The sequence below is a fragment of the Collinsella sp. AF18-8LB genome, from assembly GCF_003459795.1.
In the GTDB taxonomy this organism is placed as follows: domain Bacteria; phylum Actinomycetota; class Coriobacteriia; order Coriobacteriales; family Coriobacteriaceae; genus Collinsella.
Genome location: NZ_QRWU01000003.1, coordinates 83773 through 104930 on the forward strand (window position 1 = coordinate 83773; position 21158 = coordinate 104930).

The 21158-nt window shown below is 59.7% G+C and carries 22 protein-coding genes, 4 tRNA genes and 2 pseudogenes; 10 read left to right on the top strand and 18 right to left on the bottom strand.

The window, feature by feature from the left end; translation table 11 throughout:
• Window position 1: 1 nt before the first annotated feature.
• The 11 genes and pseudogenes from DWX25_RS05040 to DWX25_RS05080 form a co-directional block, all read right to left on the bottom strand.
• Complete coding sequence (locus DWX25_RS05040; protein WP_022095182.1) at window positions 2-622, bottom strand: ATP-dependent Clp protease proteolytic subunit; 621 nt, start codon at window positions 620-622, stop codon at window positions 2-4.
• A gap of 163 nt (window positions 623-785) precedes the next feature.
• Window positions 786-2087 carry a trigger factor gene (tig, locus tag DWX25_RS05045; RefSeq protein WP_233505253.1) on the bottom strand — a complete coding sequence of 434 codons (1302 nt, stop codon included), beginning with the start codon at window positions 2085-2087 and terminating at the stop codon, window positions 786-788.
• Between the two features lie 89 nt (window positions 2088-2176).
• Window positions 2177-2260, bottom strand: a tRNA-Leu gene (locus DWX25_RS05050).
• A 57-nt stretch (window positions 2261-2317) separates the two neighbouring features.
• A complete protein-coding gene (locus DWX25_RS05055) occupies window positions 2318-2872 on the bottom strand; it encodes an FAD binding domain-containing protein (protein ID WP_199412320.1) in 555 nt (184 codons plus the stop codon).
• A 236-nt stretch (window positions 2873-3108) separates the two neighbouring features.
• Entirely contained in the window at window positions 3109-4464 is a 1356-nt protein-coding gene (gene gdhA, locus DWX25_RS05060) for an NADP-specific glutamate dehydrogenase (RefSeq protein WP_117799185.1), read from the bottom strand.
• 263 nt (window positions 4465-4727) lie between these two features.
• Window positions 4728-4824, bottom strand: a tRNA-Sec gene (locus tag DWX25_RS09450).
• A gap of 113 nt (window positions 4825-4937) precedes the next feature.
• Window positions 4938-5150: pseudogene (locus DWX25_RS09795) on the bottom strand (SelB C-terminal domain-containing protein); the annotation flags it as partial.
• Window positions 5151-5202: 52 nt separating this feature from the next.
• Complete coding sequence (locus DWX25_RS09670; RefSeq protein ID WP_233505254.1) at window positions 5203-5694, bottom strand: hypothetical protein; 492 nt, start codon at window positions 5692-5694, stop codon at window positions 5203-5205.
• A 17-nt stretch (window positions 5695-5711) separates the two neighbouring features.
• Window positions 5712-6479 (bottom strand): GTP-binding protein, encoded by a 768-nt coding sequence (locus DWX25_RS05070; RefSeq protein WP_158558446.1) that lies wholly within the window; start codon window positions 6477-6479, stop codon window positions 5712-5714.
• 151 nt (window positions 6480-6630) lie between these two features.
• A complete protein-coding gene (locus DWX25_RS05075; RefSeq protein WP_199412321.1) occupies window positions 6631-7215 on the bottom strand; it encodes a hypothetical protein in 585 nt (194 codons plus the stop codon).
• A 185-nt stretch (window positions 7216-7400) separates the two neighbouring features.
• The gene (locus DWX25_RS05080) at window positions 7401-8237 is read right to left on the bottom strand and encodes a formate/nitrite transporter family protein (RefSeq protein WP_117799231.1); all 837 of its coding nucleotides are present in this window, start codon (window positions 8235-8237) and stop codon (window positions 7401-7403) included.
• Window positions 8238-8763: 526 nt separating this feature from the next.
• On the opposite strand from DWX25_RS05080, the gene DWX25_RS05085 reads away from it, so the two are divergent.
• The 8 genes from DWX25_RS05085 (at window position 8764) to DWX25_RS05120 (ending at window position 14816) form a co-directional block, all read left to right on the top strand.
• Complete coding sequence (locus DWX25_RS05085) at window positions 8764-10056, top strand: tyrosine-type recombinase/integrase (RefSeq protein WP_158557588.1); 1293 nt, start codon at window positions 8764-8766, stop codon at window positions 10054-10056.
• A gap of 13 nt (window positions 10057-10069) precedes the next feature.
• Window positions 10070-10297 (top strand): hypothetical protein, encoded by a 228-nt coding sequence (locus DWX25_RS05090; RefSeq protein ID WP_117799189.1) that lies wholly within the window; start codon window positions 10070-10072, stop codon window positions 10295-10297.
• A gap of 27 nt (window positions 10298-10324) precedes the next feature.
• The gene (locus DWX25_RS05095) at window positions 10325-10576 is read left to right on the top strand and encodes a helix-turn-helix domain-containing protein (protein WP_117799190.1); all 252 of its coding nucleotides are present in this window, start codon (window positions 10325-10327) and stop codon (window positions 10574-10576) included.
• A 156-nt stretch (window positions 10577-10732) separates the two neighbouring features.
• Window positions 10733-11176, top strand: a complete 444-nt coding sequence (locus DWX25_RS05100) for a helix-turn-helix transcriptional regulator (RefSeq protein ID WP_117799191.1) — start codon at window positions 10733-10735, stop codon at window positions 11174-11176.
• A gap of 291 nt (window positions 11177-11467) precedes the next feature.
• Window positions 11468-11716 carry a helix-turn-helix domain-containing protein gene (locus tag DWX25_RS05105; RefSeq protein ID WP_117799192.1) on the top strand — a complete coding sequence of 83 codons (249 nt, stop codon included), beginning with the start codon at window positions 11468-11470 and terminating at the stop codon, window positions 11714-11716.
• Between the two features lie 12 nt (window positions 11717-11728).
• A complete protein-coding gene (locus DWX25_RS05110) occupies window positions 11729-12196 on the top strand; it encodes a hypothetical protein (RefSeq protein WP_117799193.1) in 468 nt (155 codons plus the stop codon).
• Window positions 12197-12521: 325 nt separating this feature from the next.
• The gene (locus DWX25_RS05115; protein WP_117799194.1) at window positions 12522-14195 is read left to right on the top strand and encodes a DnaB-like helicase C-terminal domain-containing protein; all 1674 of its coding nucleotides are present in this window, start codon (window positions 12522-12524) and stop codon (window positions 14193-14195) included.
• Between the two features lie 114 nt (window positions 14196-14309).
• A complete protein-coding gene (locus tag DWX25_RS05120) occupies window positions 14310-14816 on the top strand; it encodes a hypothetical protein (RefSeq protein ID WP_117799195.1) in 507 nt (168 codons plus the stop codon).
• A gap of 247 nt (window positions 14817-15063) precedes the next feature.
• Here the strand turns inward: DWX25_RS05120 and DWX25_RS05125 are convergent.
• The 6 genes from DWX25_RS05125 to DWX25_RS05150 form a co-directional block, all read right to left on the bottom strand.
• Window positions 15064-15137, bottom strand: a tRNA-Gly gene (locus tag DWX25_RS05125).
• Window positions 15138-15143: 6 nt separating this feature from the next.
• Window positions 15144-15220 (bottom strand) — tRNA-Pro (locus DWX25_RS05130).
• A gap of 91 nt (window positions 15221-15311) precedes the next feature.
• Window positions 15312-16670, bottom strand: coding sequence for a branched-chain amino acid transport system II carrier protein (brnQ, locus tag DWX25_RS05135; protein ID WP_117799196.1), 1359 nt, complete (start codon window positions 16668-16670; stop codon window positions 15312-15314).
• A gap of 118 nt (window positions 16671-16788) precedes the next feature.
• Window positions 16789-17289, bottom strand: a complete 501-nt coding sequence (locus DWX25_RS05140; RefSeq protein WP_117799197.1) for an MBG domain-containing protein — start codon at window positions 17287-17289, stop codon at window positions 16789-16791.
• A gap of 5 nt (window positions 17290-17294) precedes the next feature.
• Window positions 17295-17633 (bottom strand): molybdenum cofactor biosynthesis protein B, encoded by a 339-nt coding sequence (locus DWX25_RS09675; protein WP_233505255.1) that lies wholly within the window; start codon window positions 17631-17633, stop codon window positions 17295-17297.
• Between the two features lie 10 nt (window positions 17634-17643).
• Complete coding sequence (locus DWX25_RS05150) at window positions 17644-18051, bottom strand: hypothetical protein (RefSeq protein WP_233505256.1); 408 nt, start codon at window positions 18049-18051, stop codon at window positions 17644-17646.
• A 217-nt stretch (window positions 18052-18268) separates the two neighbouring features.
• On the opposite strand from DWX25_RS05150, the gene DWX25_RS05155 reads away from it, so the two are divergent.
• Together DWX25_RS05155 and DWX25_RS05160 are read left to right on the top strand one after the other, a co-directional pair.
• Window positions 18269-19690, top strand: coding sequence for a chloride channel protein (locus tag DWX25_RS05155; RefSeq protein ID WP_117799198.1), 1422 nt, complete (start codon window positions 18269-18271; stop codon window positions 19688-19690).
• Between the two features lie 84 nt (window positions 19691-19774).
• Window positions 19775-20737, top strand: coding sequence for a diacylglycerol kinase family protein (locus tag DWX25_RS05160; RefSeq protein ID WP_117734988.1), 963 nt, complete (start codon window positions 19775-19777; stop codon window positions 20735-20737).
• A gap of 21 nt (window positions 20738-20758) precedes the next feature.
• Here DWX25_RS05160 and DWX25_RS05165 read toward each other — a convergent pair.
• Window positions 20759-21067: pseudogene (locus tag DWX25_RS05165) on the bottom strand (peptide chain release factor-like protein); the annotation flags it as partial.
• Between the last annotated feature and the right edge of the window lie 91 nt (window positions 21068-21158).

Here is a 21158-nt window from a genome sequence, read left to right on the forward strand (position 1 = left end):
CCTAGGCATCCTTCGCGGCGAGATCGCGCGAGGTGACGATACGGTCGATCAGACCGTAGTCGAGGGCCTCGGCAGCGGTCAGGTAGTTGTCGCGCTCGGTATCGGCCTGGACCTTCTCGATGGGCTGGCCCGAGGCATCGGACAGGATCTGGTTGAGCTCGCGACGGGTCTTCTTGATCTCCTCGGCAACGATCTCAATCTCGGTCTGCTGGCCCTGGGCGCCACCGCTGGGCTGGTGAATCATGACCTTGGAGTGCGGCAAGCAGAAGCGCTTGCCCTTGGCGCCGGCCGAAAGAAGCACGGCGGCCATAGACGCGGCCATACCGACACAGATGGTGGAGACCTGCGGCTTGATAAAGTTCATGGTGTCAAGAATCGCCAGGCCGGAGTATACCTCGCCACCGGGCGAATTGATGTAGAGCGAGATATCCTTCTCGGCATCCTGGCTCTCAAGATGCAGCAGCTGGGCAACGACCAGGTTGGCACTGACAGAGTTGATCTCCTCGCCCAAGAAGATGATGCGGTCGTTGAGCAGGCGCGAATAGATATCGTAACTGCGCTCACCGCGCGGCGTCTGCTCGATAACGTATGGCACGAGGGCGGAATCGAACTTAGCGATCATACGCATCTCCATTTCTCTCTTGCGGACCAAATTGGTTCTAGATAAACGTACGGTGCCCGCATGCTATGCATTGGCTGGCACCGTACGAAGCAACCGGATAACCGGCTTATAACTTTACCCCATCACGGGCACACGCATGCGCTCGCGAACAAGGTGGCGAGAATTACTCGGCGTCCTTGGCGGTCTCGTCGACCTCGGTCACCTTGGCGTTCTCGACCAGGTGATCGACGGCCTTGGAGCGACGGATGGACTCGCGGACGGCGGGCATACGGCCATCGGCGATGAACTCGGCCTTGGAAGCCTCGACGTCCTTGACGCCGGCCTTCTCGAACTCGGCGTTGATGTCGTCCTCGGTGACCTCGATTTTGAGCTCACGGGCGAGGGCGTCGAGCGCCAGGGACTCACGGGCAACGTCGTTGGCCTGCTTGTGCAGGTCGCCGATGAACTGCTCCATGGTCAGACCGGAAGCGGGCAGCCAAGTGTCCAGGGTCATGCCGCGGGCAGCGAGGTTGGACAGGAAGTTCTGGCCAAGCTCCTCAAAGACGGATTGCTCGTAGTCGGCGTCCATCTCCTCGAGCTGCAGACGCTCGGCGAGAGCGGAGACGCAACGGTTCTCCTTCTCGGCCGGGAGGCGGGAAGCCTTGTCCTGCTCGATCTCGAGCTTGATGGCGTCGCGCATGGCGTCGATGCTGTCGAAGCCAAAGTCGGACTTGACGAGCTCGTCGGTGAGCTCGGGGGTGTTGCGGACCTTGATGCCCTTGACGGTGACCTCGACGGTGTGGGTCTCGGCCTCCTCGCCCTCCTCGACCTCGTCGGTCCAGGTGACGGTCTTGACGTCGTCAACGTTAGCGCCGATCAGGGCCTCGTTGAACTCCTTGGGGTTGCTGTCGCTACCGGCGATGAGCATACGGCCCTCGGCGGCGAAGTTATCAGCGTTCTCGACGGCCTTGAGGTCGACGGTCACATAGTCGTCAGCCTCGACGGCGCGACCCTCGACGTCCTCGAAGGTGGCACGGTAGTTGAGGAGCATCTCGACCTGGTTGTTGATCTCGGACTCGGTGACCTCCGCGGGAGGCATCTCGATCTCGACGGCGTCGAAGGAGGAGAGCTCAGCGGCGGGACGCAGGGAGAACTCGACGGTGTAAGTGTAGTCCTCGTGATCCTTGGCGAGGTCGAGCTCCTTGTAGTCACCGCTCTTGGTGGGGACGATGTCCAGCTCGTTGAGGACGGCGGGCTCGTTGGCGGCGATCAGGTCGTTGGTGGCCTGAGCGAGGGTAGCCTCGGCGCCAAGAGCAGAGTCGATGACCGGACGAGGGGCCTTACCGGCGCGGAAGCCCGGGAAGCGGTACTTCTTGGCGGTCTCCTTGTAGGCCTTCTTGATCGCGGCGTCGACGTCGGCGGCCGGGATGGTGACCGTAGCGGTGAGCTTGGCGTCCTTGACGTCAGAAGCGGTGATGTTCAACACGTTCCTCCTCATACTGCCCAGCTTATCTGAGGTGCTGGTACCTTTTATGCAACAAAGAGTCGCGACGGCGGGAGCCGACGCAAGTGCGTTGGTGCGGGCGAAAGGACTCGAACCTTCACGGGAATCCCACCAGAACCTAAATCTGGCGCGTCTACCAATTCCGCCACGCCCGCATGAGCGCACAGACTAGGAATGATAGCAGATACGAACGGCAAGCGCACGCACACGTTTTACAGGCTCACGACCTCACCACGAGTTGCCGATGGCTCAGGGTAGCTAATTTGGGACGGGGCTATTTTATCTACCCCACCAAGGCGTTCGAGCTCGGGGCCAAATTCGAAGTGTGGGTAGCTAAAGCGTACGGCCTCGTAGCTCGCGCGGTAGTCGTGTTTGACGACCACGATGTGCTCGATCACGTCGCGCACGTAACCCATGTCCACGAACTCGGCGAGCGGCACGCGGCCGGCACCCGTCAGCTCAACATAGGAATCGAGCGCGAGGAAGGCGGAGAGCACGTCCGAGAAGCCAAAGCGGCCGTAGATGCTGCCACCCACCGTGGCGGTATTGCGCAGCTGCACGCCCACAATGTCGTAGACGGCAAACTCAAACACATTGTTGACGAGCGTGTTGAGCTCGGCATGGCGCTCGAGCTGGCGCAGGGTGCACATGGCGCCGATGCGAAACTCGGTCTCGGTCTCCTCGATCTGATCGAGTCCGCAGGCCGAAAGGTCAATCGCCGTCGCCACGCGACGCGATCCCAGGCGCATCCAGATGCCGCCGCCCACAATCTTGTTGTTGCGGTTTTACTGCAAGAGCTCATAGGCTTCGGCCGCGTTTCCAACACGGACGTAGGTACCGAACTTGAGTAAGTTCTCCCCCATCTCTTTACTTGTCCAGTACCTCTAAGTGTACCAAACGAGGGCGCACGACCCTCGCCACCATAGAAAAAGGCTCCCGGCCGATATGGTCGAGAGCCTTAGGTGCATCAGCTGGTGCTGAACGGAGCTATGTTGAGCTGGATTTAGCAGACGCCCTGAGCGAGCATGGCGTCGGCGACCTTCAGGAAGCCGGCGATGTTGGCGCCCATGACAAAGTTGCCCTCCTGGCCATACTCCTTGGCGGTGTCGTCAACGTTGTGGAACATGCCGCGCATGAGCTGCTCGAGCTTACCGTCGACCTCCTCGAAGGTCCAGGACAGGTGCTCGGCGTTCTGGCTCATCTCCAGGCCGGACACGAGCACGCCACCGGCGTTGGCAGCCTTACCAGGCATAAAGGTGACGCCGTTCTCCTGGAAGTAGGTCGTGGCCTCGATGGTCGTGGGCATGTTTGCGCCCTCGCCGACTACCTTGCAGCCGTTGGCGACGAGCGCCTGGGCGTCCTCGAGCAGCAGCGTGTTCTCGCGAGCACAGGGCAGCGCGATGTCGCAGGGCAGCTGCCACACGCCGCGGCCGTCGCCCTCGTGCCACACGGCGTTGGGCTTCTCGTCAACATACATGGCGAGCGTGACGCCCTTATCGTGACCGGAACGCTTCTGGTTGTAGACGTGCTCGAGCACGGAGTAGTCGATGCCGTCGGGATCCTCGACCCAGCCGTGGGTATCGGAGCAGGCCAGCACCTTGCCGCCGAGCTGGGAAACCTTCTGGACGGCGTAGATAGCGACGTTGCCGGAGCCGTGAACGACGACGTTCTTGCCCTCGAAGGAGTCGCCGCGGCTCTTGAGGTACTCGTCCACAAAGTAGACCAGGCCGTAGCCGGTGGCCTCGGTACGGGCGAGCGAGCCGCCAAAGGAGAGGCCCTTGCCGGTGAGGACGCCGGTCCACTCGTTGGTCAGGCGCTTGTACTGACCGAACATGTAGGCAACCTCGCGGCCGCCAACGCCCAGGTCGCCGGCGGGGACGTCGGTGTTGGGGCCGATGTGACGATAGAGCTCGGTCATGAAGGACTGGCAGAAGTGCATGATCTCGTTGTTGGACTTGCCCTTGGGGTCAAAGTCGGAGCCGCCCTTGCCGCCGCCCATGGGAAGGGTGGTCAGGCTGTTCTTAAGAATCTGCTCCAGACCCAGGAACTTGAGCATACCCAAGGTGACCGTCGGGTTAAAGCGCAGGCCGCCCTTGTAGGGTCCAATGGCAGAGTTGAACTCGACGCGGTAACCGCGGTTGACCTGAACCTTACCCTGGTCGTCGACCCAGGGAACACGGAACATGACGATGCGCTCGGGCTCGACGAGGCGCTCAAGCAGGGCGGCCTCCTCGTACTCGGGGTGGGCGTCGAGCGCCGGCTGGATGGTGCCGAGGATCTCGGTCGCGGCCTGGATGAACTCAGGCTGCTCGGGATAGCGGGCCTTGAGCTCTTCGAGAACTTTCTGCGTGTAGCTCATGCTTCCTCCAATGATGGGAAACGAAAAGTGTCGGTCGCGGCACCCTATGCGCCGCGAGCTTTATCGTGTATGGATAATATCGCACTGTTGCGGCAAAGTTACGAATAAGACCGCGGGCGGATGTTTCATTTTGATTACGATGCAGGTAGATGGGTTTTTGACCGCCTGACGTGCAAATCGCGTGTTTCGAAGCTGTTTCTCGCGCGTATCGAAACCACCACAAAGGGGACAGGCACCTTTGTGGTGGTTTTGGCGCGATGCGTTGGCGGGAACGTATGCAAATCGAACACATCCAAGACGTTTTGCACGCCTCGCAACGGTTTTGAGGACCGCAGGGCCCACCGGAGCCCATCCGTTCCCAAGCGTGGCGGTATTTTACCAAACCGAATATGCCGCAATCGAAAAGAGCAATGCGGAAACCGCAAGCGCAGCGATCTCAGACCGCCGGCCTCCTTGTCGAGCACCGTAAAGCGCACGGCATCCAGGTGCTCCAAGATGCTAATGGCTCGCTTGCGCGATACGCCCAGGGCTTCGCGCAGCACACTCGTGGTGGCAGCGCCGCTGGAAGCCTCGATAGCCGTCGCAACAACCTCACGCGCATGAGCCTCGGCGGCGGACAAGGCAACGTCACGCTCGACCTTAACGATCGAGCGGTTGAGCGAAAGCTCGCGCAGTGCACGCGTCATGGTGTCGCGATCGAGCTGAAGCTGCTCGCCCACCTCGGGAAGCGTCGGCGCATTAAGACCAGCCTCGTCCAGCAGGGCAACGATACGCTGGCCAGCCTCGCGTACCACGCGTATCGCCGCAGCAGCGGAATGCGGGTCGATCACCTCGGCACCTTCGACGGTGCACACGCCACGCGCGCTCCCCCGCCGACAGAGCCCGCGCGCGGCGACAGTGCGAAAGCAGGACGCGTCCGCCACCAAGCAGCGAAACTGGCGAATACGACAGAATGACGGCCTGATCGCCGACGCGCAACGGCAGCGGCCGTTCCAGGCGCACCTGCACCACACGCGTCTCGCCGACCGCGAGGGGCGGCTCGTCGTCCAAAAGCATAATGCGGCCGAGCACCTCGGCCGTGCCCGCCATGACGTGCATGCGCGTACCCGAAGCAAGAACGCCGGATCGCACGCCATCGCGCCCCACATATGTCAGTTGCATCAAAAAGCGCAGCGTCTGGCCCACGCGACCCTCGACGCCGAGCATCTCGCCGCGCTTGAGGCCCGCCACGCCATCGCCCACCAGGTTCAGGGCGACGCGCTGGCCGGGAACCGCGCACTGGGTATCCCCGTGAACCTGCCCCCGCGCACGCGACAGCGCGTTTGCGACGGCAGCGCAACGAGCTCATCGCCAACCGAAACGGGACCGTCGTGCAGCGTACCCGTCACGACGGTTCCGATGCCGCGGATGCTAAAGCAACGGTCGATGGGAAGACGGGGCGCGGCGCCCGAGCCCACGGCTGCCTCCAGGTGCTCCGACCAGCACGAGCGAACCGCGTTATCGAGCGCCGTAAGCAGCTCGTCCAGGCCCTCGCCCGTCTTGGAGGACACCGGCACTATCGACGCCCCCGCAAACACGGTCCCGTCCAGAAACGCCTCGACATCGAGCTCCGCCAGCGTGGCAATCTCGTCGTCGGCCAAATCGCGCATCGTGAGCGCGACGACCATGCGCGTCACACCCAACAGCTCCAGAACCCGAACGTGCTCGCGGGTCTGCGGCATCACGCCCTCAACGGCCGAAACCACCAGTAACGCTACGTCCACGCCGGTGGCGCCCTGCACCATGGCGCGCAGATAGTGCGCATGCCCGGACACGTCGACCAGGCCGACAATCTTGCCACCGGGAAGCTCGAGCTCGCCAAAACCGAGCTCTGTAGTCATGCCTCGGCGGCGTTCGACCTCCAGACGGTCGGGATCTTTGCCGGTCAGTGCCTCGATAAGGGCCGACTTTCCGTGGTCGACGTGTCCCGCTGTTCCAACGACAACGGGACATTCGACAAGCTCGCGCGCCGTCATCGGCGCAAACCTGCCCGCACGGCATCCACCAACGCAGACGCACATAGATCAAGGTCGGTGTCGTGCAAAAGCGTGCGAACGTCAAACAGCACCTGGTCGTGCCGCACGCGTGTCACGACCGGCGTATCGGGCTCCTGAACCAAGGCGCGCTTTAGGCCATCGGCGGATAGGCGCCCATCGACAGGGCAGACGGCACGCAAAATGTTGGGAGCTCGACAGTCGGCAGCGATCCGCCGCCGGGAGTAGAGGCGCCCTCGACAACCTGCAGCTCCACGGCCTCTTCGCACTGAGCCTCGCGAAGCTTGCGCAGCAGACGCGCGGCGTGCTCTTTGCGGCCCCCACGGGCACAGGTCGCGACGTCATACTCAAGCGTGCTGTAGCCGCGGGCGACATCGGTCACCGCCTGCACCGCTGCGGGAGCAAGCGGAGCGCGGCCCAGATTGGTGTGAATCACAACGCCCGTCGCGTTGACGGCAGGGCGCAGGGTCGGCAGCGACAGTCGGTGGCACCGCTGCTCGATGGCCAAGGCGAGCTCGCGCTTATTCCTAGCGGGGGTGCCAGAGCGGATCGCCTCGCGCTCGGCATCGAGCTCGGCATCAATCGCCTCGCGCACAATCATGTCGCCCGCATCGCCGGCAGCCTTCATGACCGGCCACTCGGCCAGCAGCTCGTGAGCGGCGGGAATGGAGCGCAGGCGGTCGCGCACCTCGGCAGGCGTGGATTCGCAGTCGCTCATGGAAAGCCTTTCGACATGTTCAATAAATAGCGGGTCCCCTTTGGTCGTCATCGGCCAAAATGTGACGAGACGTATGCAAAAGGGACAGGTCCATTATGGCAGCTCGCGACAAGACGGCGAAGCGCCTCGTCCAAAACCTGCCAAAATAAACCTGTCCCTTTTTGGTCGGTTATGGGTTGGGTCCTTTAGGCCTCTTTATTGGTGTAAATAAACCAGTAGCCCAGCGCCACGATCAGGGCGCCGCCCACGATATTGCCCAGCGTGGCGACCGAAAGGTTGAGCGCCAGCCCGGCGGCGTTGAGGGCATCGGCGCCGGCGACATCGGCTCCATAGCCGCAGGAATGCATCAAAATGCCCATGGGCAAAAAGTACATGTTGGCAACGCAGTGCTCAAAACCGCAGGCCACAAAGGCAGCGATAGGCAGCAAAATGCCCACGACCTTATCGACCACGGTCTTGCCGGCAGTGCCGATCCATACGGCAAGGCAGACAAAGATGTTGCACAGAATGCCGCGGAAGAAGATGGTAACGGCGTCGATCGTAACCTTACCGGCGGCGACGCTCACCATGGTGTTGGCGACGGCCTCGCCGTTGAGCTTATAAATAGCTGCCATGTAAATCAAAAAGACAACGAACAGGGCGCCGGCAAAGTTGCCGGTCCACACAATAGTCCAAGCCTTGAGCATCTGGACGAGCGTGATCTTTTTGCTCTTAAGCGCGCAGACCATAAGCGAGTTACCGGTAAACAGCTCCGCGCCGCAAATGAGCACGAGCACCAGTCCCAGGCAAAAAGCAAGACCGCCCACGAAGCGCTGGGCGCCCCAGCCAAGCGTGGGATCGCTCAGAAAGACCGTGAAGAACAGGCCGCCGAAGGCGATAAACGCGCCGGCGAACATGGCGAGCAAAAAGGCCTTCGAGACCGGCAGGCTGGCCTTGGCAACACCGGCAGCCTCGGTCTTGGCCTCGATCGCGGCGGGCGCCAGGCAGTCGGGAGTGGGATATTCTGCCTTACTTTGTGCCATGGCAATCACTACTTTCGTACGATGTGGGACAAACATTGGTCATAAACATGTCCCGCGAAGATGGGAAAAACAAACGCGAGCCAAATTAGCATATTGGCCTGCGATTATATAGCTTGGAGCGGGCGACGGGAAGTCCAAGGATTTGCTTCGCAAATCCTTGTTTCGCTGCGGGCCTTCGGCCCTTGCGTGCTGCGCTGGAAAATGCTCACGCTTTTTCTCAGCTCCGCACCCTGACGGGTTCGATTCCCGTCGCCCGGCGCGTAAACAAAAACAGCTCTGATTCCCAAAGGAAACCAAAGCCGTTAAAACAATTCTTATGGAGCGGGCGACGGGAATCGAACCCGCGTCATCAGCTTGGAAGTGTTGCGACTATTTGCACCAAGCCGTCTACCTGCAAAAACGCGTTCGCTCTACCTGCTATTTCTCTGTCTGTTGCGTCTAAAAAGACTATGTTTTATAGTTCAGTCAACGCAAGTTGTTACACGTTTGTTACACGGCGTGTTACACGGAAATGAAGGCGGAACACATGGAACCAACTGGGGAAATGTACAACTCCTGTTCAGTTTTTCCTTACGTTAGGAAAGACAAAGAGGGAAATGTAACAGCCGAAAAGTGGCGGGCGTACTTCTCCTACAAAGACGAGGACGGAAAGCGCAAGCAAAAGACCGTAACCCTAAAGACGGAGGGGCACGGAAAAGGACGTGGCGGTAAACCGTCTGCCAAGATGCAGAACATGGCGATGATTGAAGCCGAAGCGATCCGCCAACAGCTGAACGAACAGGCTGAACAGGCACCTGAAAACCACGAGACGGTAGCCGAGTATTTCGGAAAGTACGTGGAGGAACGAGCGAACAGCATCGAGCGTTCATCAGCCAACGAGCTAAGGCGCATACTCAAAAGCTACATTGCGCCCAGCATCGGGAAAATAGAGCTGGACGAGCTGACCCCAGACGATGTGGCGGCATGGGTTACGAAGCTCAGCAAGAAGTATTCACCGTCCACGGTGAAGAAGTGCCTAACCAACCTGCGCTCAGCCATGCGGCAGGCGGTAGACCGCGACAGGCTCGTTAAAGACCCCACGCGCGGCGTTAAGAACCCCCAGCAGGCGCACAGGAACCCCAACGCCCTAGATGCAAAGGGACGCGCCAAGGTAGCGCAGTTCATTGCCCTAGACCCCGACAAGCCCCTAAACGTTGGGTTTGCCCTAGCAATGTATATGGGCTTGCGCGAGGGCGAGATATGCGGACTGACGTGGAAGTGCGTGGATCTGGACGAGGGAACCGTTAGCATCGAGCGCACCATAGGGCGTGACGGCTCAAAGTGGTACGTGAAGGAACCCAAGACGGGCGGCAGCAGGCGCGAGCTGTACGCCCCCTCCATCATCGCCGACATGCTCACGGCACGCCTAGCCAACGCCAAAGCCGAGTGCCTAGAGTTGGGCGTTCCGTTCGATGAAAACATGTACGTGACGGGCGGCGCTGACGGCTCGTTTATGCAGCCCCACTATCTTTCGCACAGGTGGAGGATTGCGGCTGACGCTTTGGAGCTTATCGGTACGGAGGGCAACCGCCCAACGTTCCATGACCTGCGCCATACGTTCGCAACGGCGGCGGTTACGGCAGGCACGGATATTAAGACCGTGGCGAGCATGATGGGACACGCCAACGCAGCTATGACGCTGAACATATACGCGAGCGCCGACAAAGAAGCCAAGAAGCGCGGCGCGGCTGTGGTCGAGCAGGCGTACATGGCAGACGTTGCCCAGCACGCCAAGGACGGCTCAGTTATCGAGCTGAACAGGACGGGAACCGAGGACTAGGAAGGTAAGAGAAGTGAGCGACAAGACGAACGAAACCGTATGGGTCATGGGCGATGCAGACATTAACGAGTTGCGCGGCTCTATCTGCACACTCGAAACGCTGACGGAACTGATGGGCAAGTTCGACAGCAACGAATCGCTGGAAGGGGCACAGCTAAGAGATCTAGCCGAATTGCTGGACAGGGAGATAGCCAACGCACGAAAGGCGATGGACAGGGCATACCCGAGAAACGCGGCATAGAGCGGAACCGTGGAAGGACGGAGACAGATGGAAACCCTTATAGAATCTGAACGCGAGCGCAAGGGGCTAAGCCGAATCGAGCTAGGGGCGGCGCTGACCCCACCAGTAACCGAAATCACGGTAAGCGAATGGGAAAATGGCACTCACGACATTCCATCGGCACAGCTGCTGAATCTGACAAAGCTGTTTCGATGCTCAGCCGATTACCTGCTTGGCTTGACCGATGAACGCACCTCTACGTTGCTTGAAAGCGATAGCCCAGCCATACCAACCATCTAGCGCTATCGCCGAGCGAGAATAGAATATAGACAGGTCGGGGCGCTCGAAAGCCGAACGCCCCTTTTTCGTAACTCCCCGCGCTGCAAACGGGAAATGTACACGCCGCCATTCTAGCGCATCGCTGGGACACGCGCGGCACTTGGAGGTCTAGCGCCCATGATTGACGAGCGCCTGAAAGAGCAAATGGCAAATGAAATGTCTTTTCTGCCCAACGGCGCGGTCAAGACGGCGCTAAAGACTCTATTCAAGCATTACGGCGTATCGCAAGCCGCTGTAGCGGACTGTATTGGCAAAGACCGCTCAACGCTAAGCAGGTGGCTAAACACGCTAAAGGGTCTATCAGAGCGCGACCAAGAACGCATCTACCAAATACTGGAAGCCGTAGCCGAGATTAGCGCCACGCCGCCCAGATCGCCCAAGGATGTTGCCGAGCGGTTTAGAAGTGAGCTGGAAGAAGCGAACACGTTGGATCAGCCAACCACCCCGCGCGAGATAGCCGTTATGAATATCGCCCAGATGCTCGACAGCCTGACCGACAGCGACCTAGAGCTTGTAGAGCGGATGGTCGAGAGGTTGCAGGAGCATGGCAACGGCTCATAGCGCCCATTAGTGCCCATATCTCAAATATGAACAGCCCGTGTGTTTTCTGCCCCAATCGAAAATTGCAGTCATTGCACAATTCGCGCAACATGGCAGTAGCCGCAGGGCTATAGCCGCCTTATACAATTCGCATCGCTTCTACAGAGGGCTATACGCGCCTATGGAAAAATAAGGCGCTCAGCCGTTGCGCCGAAAGCGCAACGAAAGCCGCCCAGACGTGCGCGGCGGCGTTTCTCCCCTACGGGTATCTTTCGACTTGTAAGACCGTGTACAAGCGAAAGAGGTAAGAACATGGACGCTGATACCAAGACCACAGCCCGCCAAGAGAAAGCCCGCAGCGCCGAGACGCTAGAGGAAATCTTGAACTCTGACGCGCTCGTTCTGACCGTCAAGCAGGCGGCAACCCTGCTGGATTGCAGCGAACGTTCGGTTTGCCGAGCGTGCGAGCGCGGCATGATTAAAGCCGCCAAGGTTATGAGCATGTGGCGCATCAACAAGGCGGCACTGCTCGAATATATCGGCATCGACACAGCCGCCTAATGGGTCAGATCTATGACGGCAAATACAAATGAGCCGTTTTCAAAGGTATTTGAAGCATGGGCTAGAGCGTGGGCGCACAACCATTTCTCAGCCAAGGAGATACTGATACTCATAGCGCTAGCCCAATGGGCGAAAACTGACGAGAACGGCAGAAAATACGCGTGGCGCAGCCGCAGTGAGTTGGCAGCGTTCGCCAACTGCTCAGAGGGCGGCGTAACGTCAGCGATAACCAGATTGAAGAAAACAGACCCAGCCAAGGGGCGCAATATTCGCGGCTTGGAGCTGAAAAGCGCTGGGCACAAGGGCAGGGCGAGCGAATACTACCTAATGCCCGACACGCCGCTACCGCAGCAAGGCAAGGGCAAGCCCAAAGGCAAGAAGCGGTGCATACGCAAACAGGGTAGTAGCAAGGACAAATCAGACCAAGAGCAGAACACGCTGGAAAAACTGATAGAGCAGATACAAAACGGTCAAGCGTGATAACGCGAGGTCTATAGGTTATTCAATTCAAATAACCTTATGCCCCATATAGGTTATTCAACCCGAGCAACCTACAAATCAAAGGTTATTCACGCAAAGGTTACCTTTGCAGCCGTTTGTAGGTTATTCAGCCCAGCCAACCCATAAGAAGAGAAGAAGGGGGCTGCTATACGCCCACCGCTTTATTCGCGGTGGGACGATAGCACCCCTACTCCTACTTTCAAAAATAAAAACCGCGCGACCACTACCGGCCGCTCATGACGGCGAATCACGTGGGCGGTCTGGAAGTATTCGCGCGTGGCACGAGAGGGGGCGATGCACCCAAATGGATGTGACGGAAAGGGAGCGATTACGTAGAGAAAAGTCCGCGTATTTCAATGATGTGCTCGGACGGCTCACAGCTATGGGGATTACCGACCTTAAAACTCGAGCGGATATAGCCGAGCTTGAGTGGCACCTGTTCACTCTGAATTGCGAGTACTACGAACAAAAGCGATTCATAAGGCATAGGGAGCGGGAACGGCAGAGGGAAATCGAAAGGGAGTGTTTGCGGTTGATGGACAAAGAAGAAGCCGCGCGGCAGGTCGAAACGCCCAGCGCCGACCATGATGGGAAGCAGGAAAGCGCCACCGACCACGACCAGCAACCCGAGGACGAGAAGCGGGACGATGGAGGGGCAAAACTAGAGACGGGCGCGACCGAGGGCGATGGGAATGAACCCGACAGCGAAACCGCCGAATCGCTCGACCTGCTACGGGAAATTGACGAAATGTTATCGGACGCGACAGGCATTATCGGAACGGCGGCGAAAAACGCCATACCCAGACTCAAGACGGGTATACCATCGCTGGATGAAAAGCTGGGCGGCGGTTTAGCTGCGGGCGTGCACATACTCATGGCACCGCCCAGTACGGGAAAGACGGCGCAATCCCTGTTCATATGCAAAAAGGCTATCAGTGATAAAGCAAACGACTGGGGAGACGAACAAGTTCTCTACTGGGGCTTGGACACGAGCGAACCAGACGTGCGGGCACGCTTGGCAAGTTGCGTATCGCTGCTAAATGGAAAGGAACTTGGCATAAAGCCGTTTGAATACAAAGACGTTCCGAGCGATGAACTCATACGGCTAAACGAACTCAGAGAGGACGTTGGGCGCTACAGGAAGAACCCCGCCAACCATGAGCGCGAATTGAGGGAGTGTCTAGAAGCTATTAAGGAGATCTTAGGCGGCATCGTGGGCGATTACCTGAAAGCAGCCGATGAGGTTGAAAGGACGATGTTTAGGAGCAGCCCATGGTTTAGATTCATGAAACCGACCGACAGGACGCGCGATGAGATTAGCGAAATACTTGGCGAGGACTGTAGGCCCAATGCCTGTGAAAACCATTCCCAGATGCTAGAGAACTTACTGGATCTAAGACCGTACGTAGACGAGTACGGAGACAGAGACATGGACGCAGCACGCGAAATTCTAAAAGACTATTGTTCCTATGAAGAGCTGGAAAAGAACCACCTTATAGGCAACCACCCTCGGGGCGATGAGGTCGAATTGCTTCTCTCCTACCTGTACGCATGGGGCAACGTGCGCCTGTGCGTGGTTGACTTCTTGCAAAGGCTGACAATCGCGCCGAAAAACGGCAGCGGCGATGAACGACAGAAAACCGTCCAAATACTTGATCTGCTATCTAACGCGGCGATGGAATTGAAGATACCCATAATAGTAATTAGCAGCATGAGCAAGGAAGCCGTGCGAACCAACAAACCAGACATGATGAATGTAAACGGCAGCACGCGGCTTTCGTACGATGTGGAGACGATAACCGAGATGAGAGCGGAGAAGGACGGGGAAGGCGTTAAATCGGTCACGCTGCACATAGTGAAAAACAAGAGCTATAAACCGTGCGCTTTGAAACTCAAATATTTGCCCGCGTACAACTATTTTGCCGAGGTGAAGGAAGCGAAACAAGAGGACGCGGGCACGGCAAGGGAGGGGCGGTAACGGATCGCATCGAACCGCCCACGGACTACCATCCGCGTGTGCCCCATTCCTCTCTCCCCGACCATATTAGCGGGGCTGTAGCCCTGCGGATGAAACGCCCAAGGAGGTAGCTGGATGGAAGGAAACGCCAAAAAGGACGCTGGAAGCCCGCAGAAGCGCAAGAAGAACCCAAGCAAGAAGAAGCACACAGACAACCCGACCGTATACGACACTGTGAAACGGGAAAACGAGCACGGGGACGCGCAGAAGAGCGGCAAGCCGTGGACGGACGAAGATAAGCGCTACCTGATAGCCCACGCCGCAGACGGGTACGTTTTCCTAGCAATGGCTATGGGCAGGACGGAGGGCGCGATAAGGTCGAAAGCAGATGAGATGGGTGTACACATGACCATGCGCCCAAGGCTGGGCGGTCTGTGCCCCAACTGTGGGCGGCACAGGCTAAGGGAAACCTGCACACGCGCGTACAACATGGGGCTGTGCCCAACGTGCTATGAGATCGCCAAGGCTGACGCTATGACGGAGCGCGTTGACTTTATGAAAGCCCGCAGGCGCTACACGGCAGAGAAGAGGGAGTGCCAAAGGGAGAAGGAGCGGGCGCGGAAGCTGAACCGCGAGCGCTAGCAGAGCCAACCAGAAGCCCCAAAACGGCGCACGGCGCCGACCAGCAATCACGACAGCACAAGACCGAAACAAGGCGCTCAGAGCCGTCCACAATCACCGTGGGCGGCTTTTTTCATGGCGCAAAACTAGACGGAGAACGGGCGAACCCAAGCGACCATTTGCGTAAAGTTGTTACACGTTTGTTACACCCAAGTGTTACACAAAAAAGCAGGTCAGAAGCTTTAATACCTCTGACCTGCTGTTTTTCTGGAGCGGGCGACGGGAATCGAACCCGCGTCATCAGCTTGGAAGGCTGGGGTTCTACCATTGAACTACGCCCGCAAGATATGGTCGGGACGACAGGATTTGAACCTGCGACATCCTGCTCCCAAAGCAGGCGCGCTACCAAACTGCGCCACGTCCCGAAGGTGTTGAGCAGCTAAGGTCTAAACCTTGCGTGTCCCAAAGCGAAGGAAATTATAGGGGAGACTCCCCGCCTGTGCAAGTGACGATACCCTAGCTCCTCGAATGTGCGACAAACCGGCTGTGGAGCAGGCCAATCACAAACGCCACCACGGCAACCGGCGCCCACGCGGCGCCGATATCCGCCAGCGGCAGCACATCAAACGGCAGCCACGCGCCCGCAAAGAACGCATCGCGGACCGAGGTGATCACACTCTGCACGGCAACCACGCCGCCGACCCAGACCCACACCTGCGGATGCGCATCGCAAAAACCGTGCACCAGACCCATAAGCACCAGCACGATGGCGACGGGGTACAGGGCGTTGAGCATGGGCACCGAGAACAAGAGGATCACGTCGAGACCCACGTTGGAGAGCACGCACGAAAACGCCGCGAACACAAAGGCGAGAACCGCAAAGGGACGGCGCATGGCCTCCTCGGAAGCCTCCGCTCCCCCTTTGACCACATACGTCTCGCAGAAATAGCGCGAACAGCAGCTGATGAGCCCGATGCACACGTTCATGCAAGCGAGGAAGAAGATCGCAAAGACCACGACCGTGCCGGCAAGGCCAAAATGCATGGAGGCAGAGCGAGCGAGGATGGCGGCGCCATTGGTGGCATCGGGCATCACGGTGCTGAGTTGCGTGCCGGCAAGTGCTAGGCCGCAGTAGATGATGGCCATGAGCACACCGGCGATCACGCCGGAGCGCGAAATCTCGAAGGCAACGCGCTTGTCATCGGTAACGCCCAGCTCGTGGATAATCTCGGCGATGATGATGCCAAAGGCGAGCGAGGCGAGCAGGTCCATGGTCTGGTAGCCGGTCAAAAAGCCCTGCACGGCAGCGCCGGCATTATAGGGAGCCTGCGGCGCGGCAGCGGGACCCAGCGGCGAGACCACGGCGGCACCCACGACCAACACGATAAGGGCGATGAGCGCGGGGCCCGTAATACGGCCGAGCACGCGCGTGATGACGCCGGGACGCAGCGTGAGCGCAAATGCGACGATAAAGAATCCGACAGCGAACACCAGGCGAGCCGTGGCGAGCGAGACGCCCTCGGGCAGCAGCGGCACCAGCATCTCGAAGGCTGTTGAGCTCGTGCGCGGAATGGCCAAGCACGGGCCGATGGCCAGATACACCGCCGCGACAAAGAATTCGCCAAACTTGGGGTGCACGCGGCCGGCAAGCTCGCGCGCCGTTCCGGCAAGTGCCACGGCGATAAAGCCCATGACGGGCAGGCCGATGGCGGCGATGAGAAAGCCGAGCATGGCGACCGGCGTGGCAGAACCTGCCTGCAGTGCCAGCAGCGGCGGAATAATGAGGTTGCCGGCGCCAAAGAGCATCGAGAACAGGGCAATGCCGACAGTGAGGACATGGTCGGAGCGCAGGCCGCGGGGAGCGGATGAGGCCATGGGACCACCTTTCGAGTCGAGACAAAAACGGGACGGGCAAAAGACCCGTCCCGCAAGTATATATGCTTTAGCAGACTAAATCGTGCAAAGCTTCAATCTAGCCACCCCTTTTGAGCCGTTACGCGTCCGAGCGACGACGACGCAGCAGCTCGAGCGCTATTGCGATAAGCGCAACGGCGCTCGCAGCCACGGCGACTGCCAATGGCGCGTGATCGCCCGTATCGGCGAGCTGCTGAGCGCTCGTCTTGGACGAAGCCTTCTGTCCGGGGTTTTCCGCGCCCGATGCCTTTGCCTTATCGACTGCGGAGTCATCCGAACTACCTGGTTTTGCCGGATCCCCAGAATCCGGCCGGTCGGAATCGGGCGTCCCGGGCTTATCCGGGTCCGGGTTGCCGGGCTCCTGCTTCTTCTTCACCGTCAGCGTACCGGGCTCAACCGTGACATCAAAGTTCGGGTCGGTGACCGTCGCCTCGATCTGGTACTCGCCCGCCGGGGAACTCTCATCGGCGACGCAGGAGTACTCGACCTTCACGCCCGAGGTATCGACCGCCCTCTCAAGGCTCGAGGTGAACGCGGGGTTCGTCTCTCCCTCGAAGCGCTCGGTGTCGTCAACCTTCACCGTTACTAGATTATGCTTTCGCGCGAATAATGTTTATGATAAATATCTCTCGCCTGATAATTTTCTTTTACCAATAACCACGAGACGGCCCGCACTGTCGCTGCATAAAAAGGCGGAGCAGCCCGTAAGGTTACTCCGCCGCAGGTGAGCACGACATTGGCGCGGCACTCATCGGCGGCTTCCACAATGGCATCACCGATTTCGCTGACGTCGTCGCGCACAACCACATGTGAGGCGACCCTCCATCCCTGCGCCTCGATAAGCTCCTCGAGTGCGGCACCTGCCTCGTCCTGGGCAAGGTCGCGCGTATCCGAGCACGTCACGATCGATATCTTCAACTCCATAGCGTTCCTCCTATAGCACCGTTCCCTCGGGCAGGTCGACGCGCACAACGTCCACAACATCTCCCGCCTTGAGCTCACACGGCCCTTCGTCAATACGCAGCAGGCAGTTGGCCCGCTGCATCGTGCCGAGTAGCGCCGAATTCTGCGTCTTGGCCTCGGTCACCAGCAGCTCATCGGTCTCGGGGTCGCGCAAAACCGTGGCGCGATCGAAGAAGCGTCGGTCCTGGCGCTTCTTCACGCCGTGCGTCAATATCGCCTGCTGCACGGGACGCGTACCCTCGGCAAAGCCGCGCATCTTGCGGATCGCGGGGCGGGCGAGCATCTCAAAGCCCGCATACGCCGCCGCGGGATTACCCGAAAGCCCCAAAAACGGCTTGCCCCCAAGCAGGCCAAACGTGATGGCCTTGCCGGGACGCATCGAGATGCGATCTTACAGGCCACGGCGCGCAACGGCAGCGCCGATTCTTTATGTTTGGTTCAGTATAATCCCCCGCTGCCCGCTCAAGACATGGCCCGCAACGGCAAATACACCTGTCGGCTACGCGCCTCTCGTAACAGATCCGAAACCTGCCAATCGCCTTGAGACTGAGGGCGCCGTCCTATAATGCATGCATCACAACAAAAAAGAGGACGTTATGGCTTTTATCGATAAACGTGAAAATACACTCGACCAGTCTGATGACGCCCGTCAGGACAAAGACGGCAGAACCTTCTCTCCGGCCGACTTGATCATCAGCGGTCGCAACCAGCTCACCCGCTCTGAGCAGCTCTTGGCCGCCGACACGCGCCGCAATGCCCGCAACATGCTCGCGAGCGCCAAGTTGCTCGTGCTCGTCGTCATCGTCTCGCTCGCCATGGGCGTTGCCGCTTGGGCGTTTTTAGCCTCGCTGAATATCGCGACTGACTATCGCGAGCACCATGAGTGGATTTACGCGCTGCTTCCCGTTGTGGGCCTTGCCACCGCATGGGTGTACAAAAACCACGGTCTCGCCGCCAAGCGTGGCAACAACCTGGTCATCGACTCCGCTCTGGGCACACGCCTCATCCATATGCGCATGGCCGTCCTCACCTTCGTCTGCTCCACGCTCACGCACCTAACGGGCGGATCGGCCGGTCGCGAGGGAGCCGCAGTGCAGATTGGCGGCACCATCGCCAGCAACATCTCGAGCCTCGCCCACCTCAAAAAGCATGACCACCACGACCTCATGCTCGCCGGCATCTCGTCGGCCTTTGGCGCCGTATTCGGTTCGCCCCTTGCCGGAGCTTTCTTTGGCATGGAGATGTGCTTTATCGGCAAGATCGACTACACCGCGGGCATCTACTGCCTGGTCGCCTCGTTTACCGGCTACTTTACGTCACTCGCTATGGGCACCCAGTACGAGAGCAACGTCATCGCCAGCGTTCCCGACATGACGCCCAGAACGGTTGCCATCGTCGTTATCGGAGGCATTATCTTTGGCCTGACGGCACGTCTCTTTGCCTGGTCGGTTCGAACCGTCAAAAGCCTGTACGGTCGCTTTATCACCAACTACCTTGCTCGCGCACTCGTGGGCGCGCTCGTGGTGCTCGCGGCCTACGCGATACTCGACGCCTGGGACTACGCCGGCCTTTCCACGTGGCTTTCCGGCGCCGGATTTGCAGGCAACACCACCCTGGCGGACGCAGTCATCAAGTTGGTCGTCACAGCGCTTACCCTGGGCGCGGGCTTCCAAGGCGGCGAGGTCACGCCCCTGTTTGGCATCGGCGCGGCACTCGGTGGCTGGATCGGTTGCCTCGCTGGACTCGACCCGAGCTTTATGGCGGCCCTCGGCATGCTCGGCGTCTTCTGCGCCGGCCTCAACGTGCCCATCACCACCTGCATGATGGCTATCGACCTGTTCCATGGAACGGCCGCAGGCTTCTTTGTCATCGTCTCGTTTATTAGCTATCTCGTCGGCGGACACCGCGGCGTATATGCCGCGCAGCGCATCATCTCACCCAAACGCCGTTCGCTTATTGTGGACGAGGGCGGCACGGTGGCGGATGCTATCGAGCGCCACAACGACCTGATAGAGTAGACGTAGTAATCACCGTGCAGCCACAATCGGGCAATTCGACCTGAACGCGGCAGCACCGTCACGCCACACGCTGGGAGTCGCCCCATGCACGCAACTGATTTTGGTCGCACGCTCATCATCGCCAACCCCGCTGCCCAGTCGGGCGCGGCGCGCGAGGTTGCCGAGCGCCTGCAACGCTTTTTGGACATGACGGCGCGCGCGTCCCAGTTTGACTTGGTGCTGACCGAGCGCACGGGGCATGCCAAGGAACTTGCCGCACAGGCCCAGGGCTACCGCACGGTTATCGCACTCGGCGGCGACGGCGTGATCCACGAGGTTGTCAATGGGCTCATGGCGCAGGAAGAGGCCATCCGTCCCGCCCTTGCCGTCCTGCCCGTGGGCTCCGGCAACGATTTTGCCCAGACGCTCGGAATCGACGATTTCTCCGGTAAGGATTTTGGCGCGCTGCTCACCTGTGAGCTGCAACGTCAGGACATCGGGCGTATTCGCTCATGGAATCCCGCAAGCGGAAGCGGCGAGGCCTCGGTGGAGTACTACGACCAGACGCTCTCGGTCGGCATCGATGCCGCCATCGGCCTGGGCACCACCGAGTTGCGCAAGAAGACCGGCTTGACGGGTGCTCCGCTCTACACTCTCTCAGGGCTTGAACAGTTTGGCCTGCGCTATCGCAACTACCCCATGACGGTCACCTTTGACGGCGCCCCCGCCGAGCGCGTGCGGGCGATTATCATGGCGATTCAGCTGGGCCCCACCTATGGCTCGGGCTATCGCATCTGTCCCGATGCCGACCCCTGCGACGGCATACTCGACGTATGCTACGCCTGCGGCCCCGTCCCCCGCGCGGTTGCCCTACCCATGTTCCTTTCGGCCAAGGACGGCCACCACACCAAGTTGCCGCCGGTTCGTATGCGCCGCTGCCGCCATGCCGAGCTCACCTTCGAGCAGCCCGATTACCCCATCCAAGCCGATGGCGAGCCCGTTGTCGCCTCGCGCATCGAGGTCGATGTCCTCGGCAGCGCCCTCCAAGTTTGGCACCCTACCCGCTAGCAAGACCAGTGGAACAAGCGACTACTCGTCCCTGCCCGGCTTGCGCCGGTTGGCCTTTTTAATGGCATTGAAGTGCTTATCGTTGAGCCTGCGCTGACGAGAGCGCTGGGGCACCTTGGTCTTTACACGTCGGCGCGGTGGACGCCCGCGACGCTCGAGCTCGGCGCGCAGCTTGCGCAGGCAGCTCGCGCGATTTTGGAACTGACTACGGCTTTCGCGCGCCGTCACGGTAATCCCTGTGGGCACATGCTTCATGCGCACCGCCGAGTCCGTCGTGTTCACGCCCTGACCGCCCGGACCTGTCGCGCGAAACACCTGCACCTCGCAATCGCGCGCCAACTCCTCAGCCGACATCGCGGCATAGCCCGCATACTCGCGCCATCCCATCTTGTTCTCATCCATATCAACACCTCCCCTCATA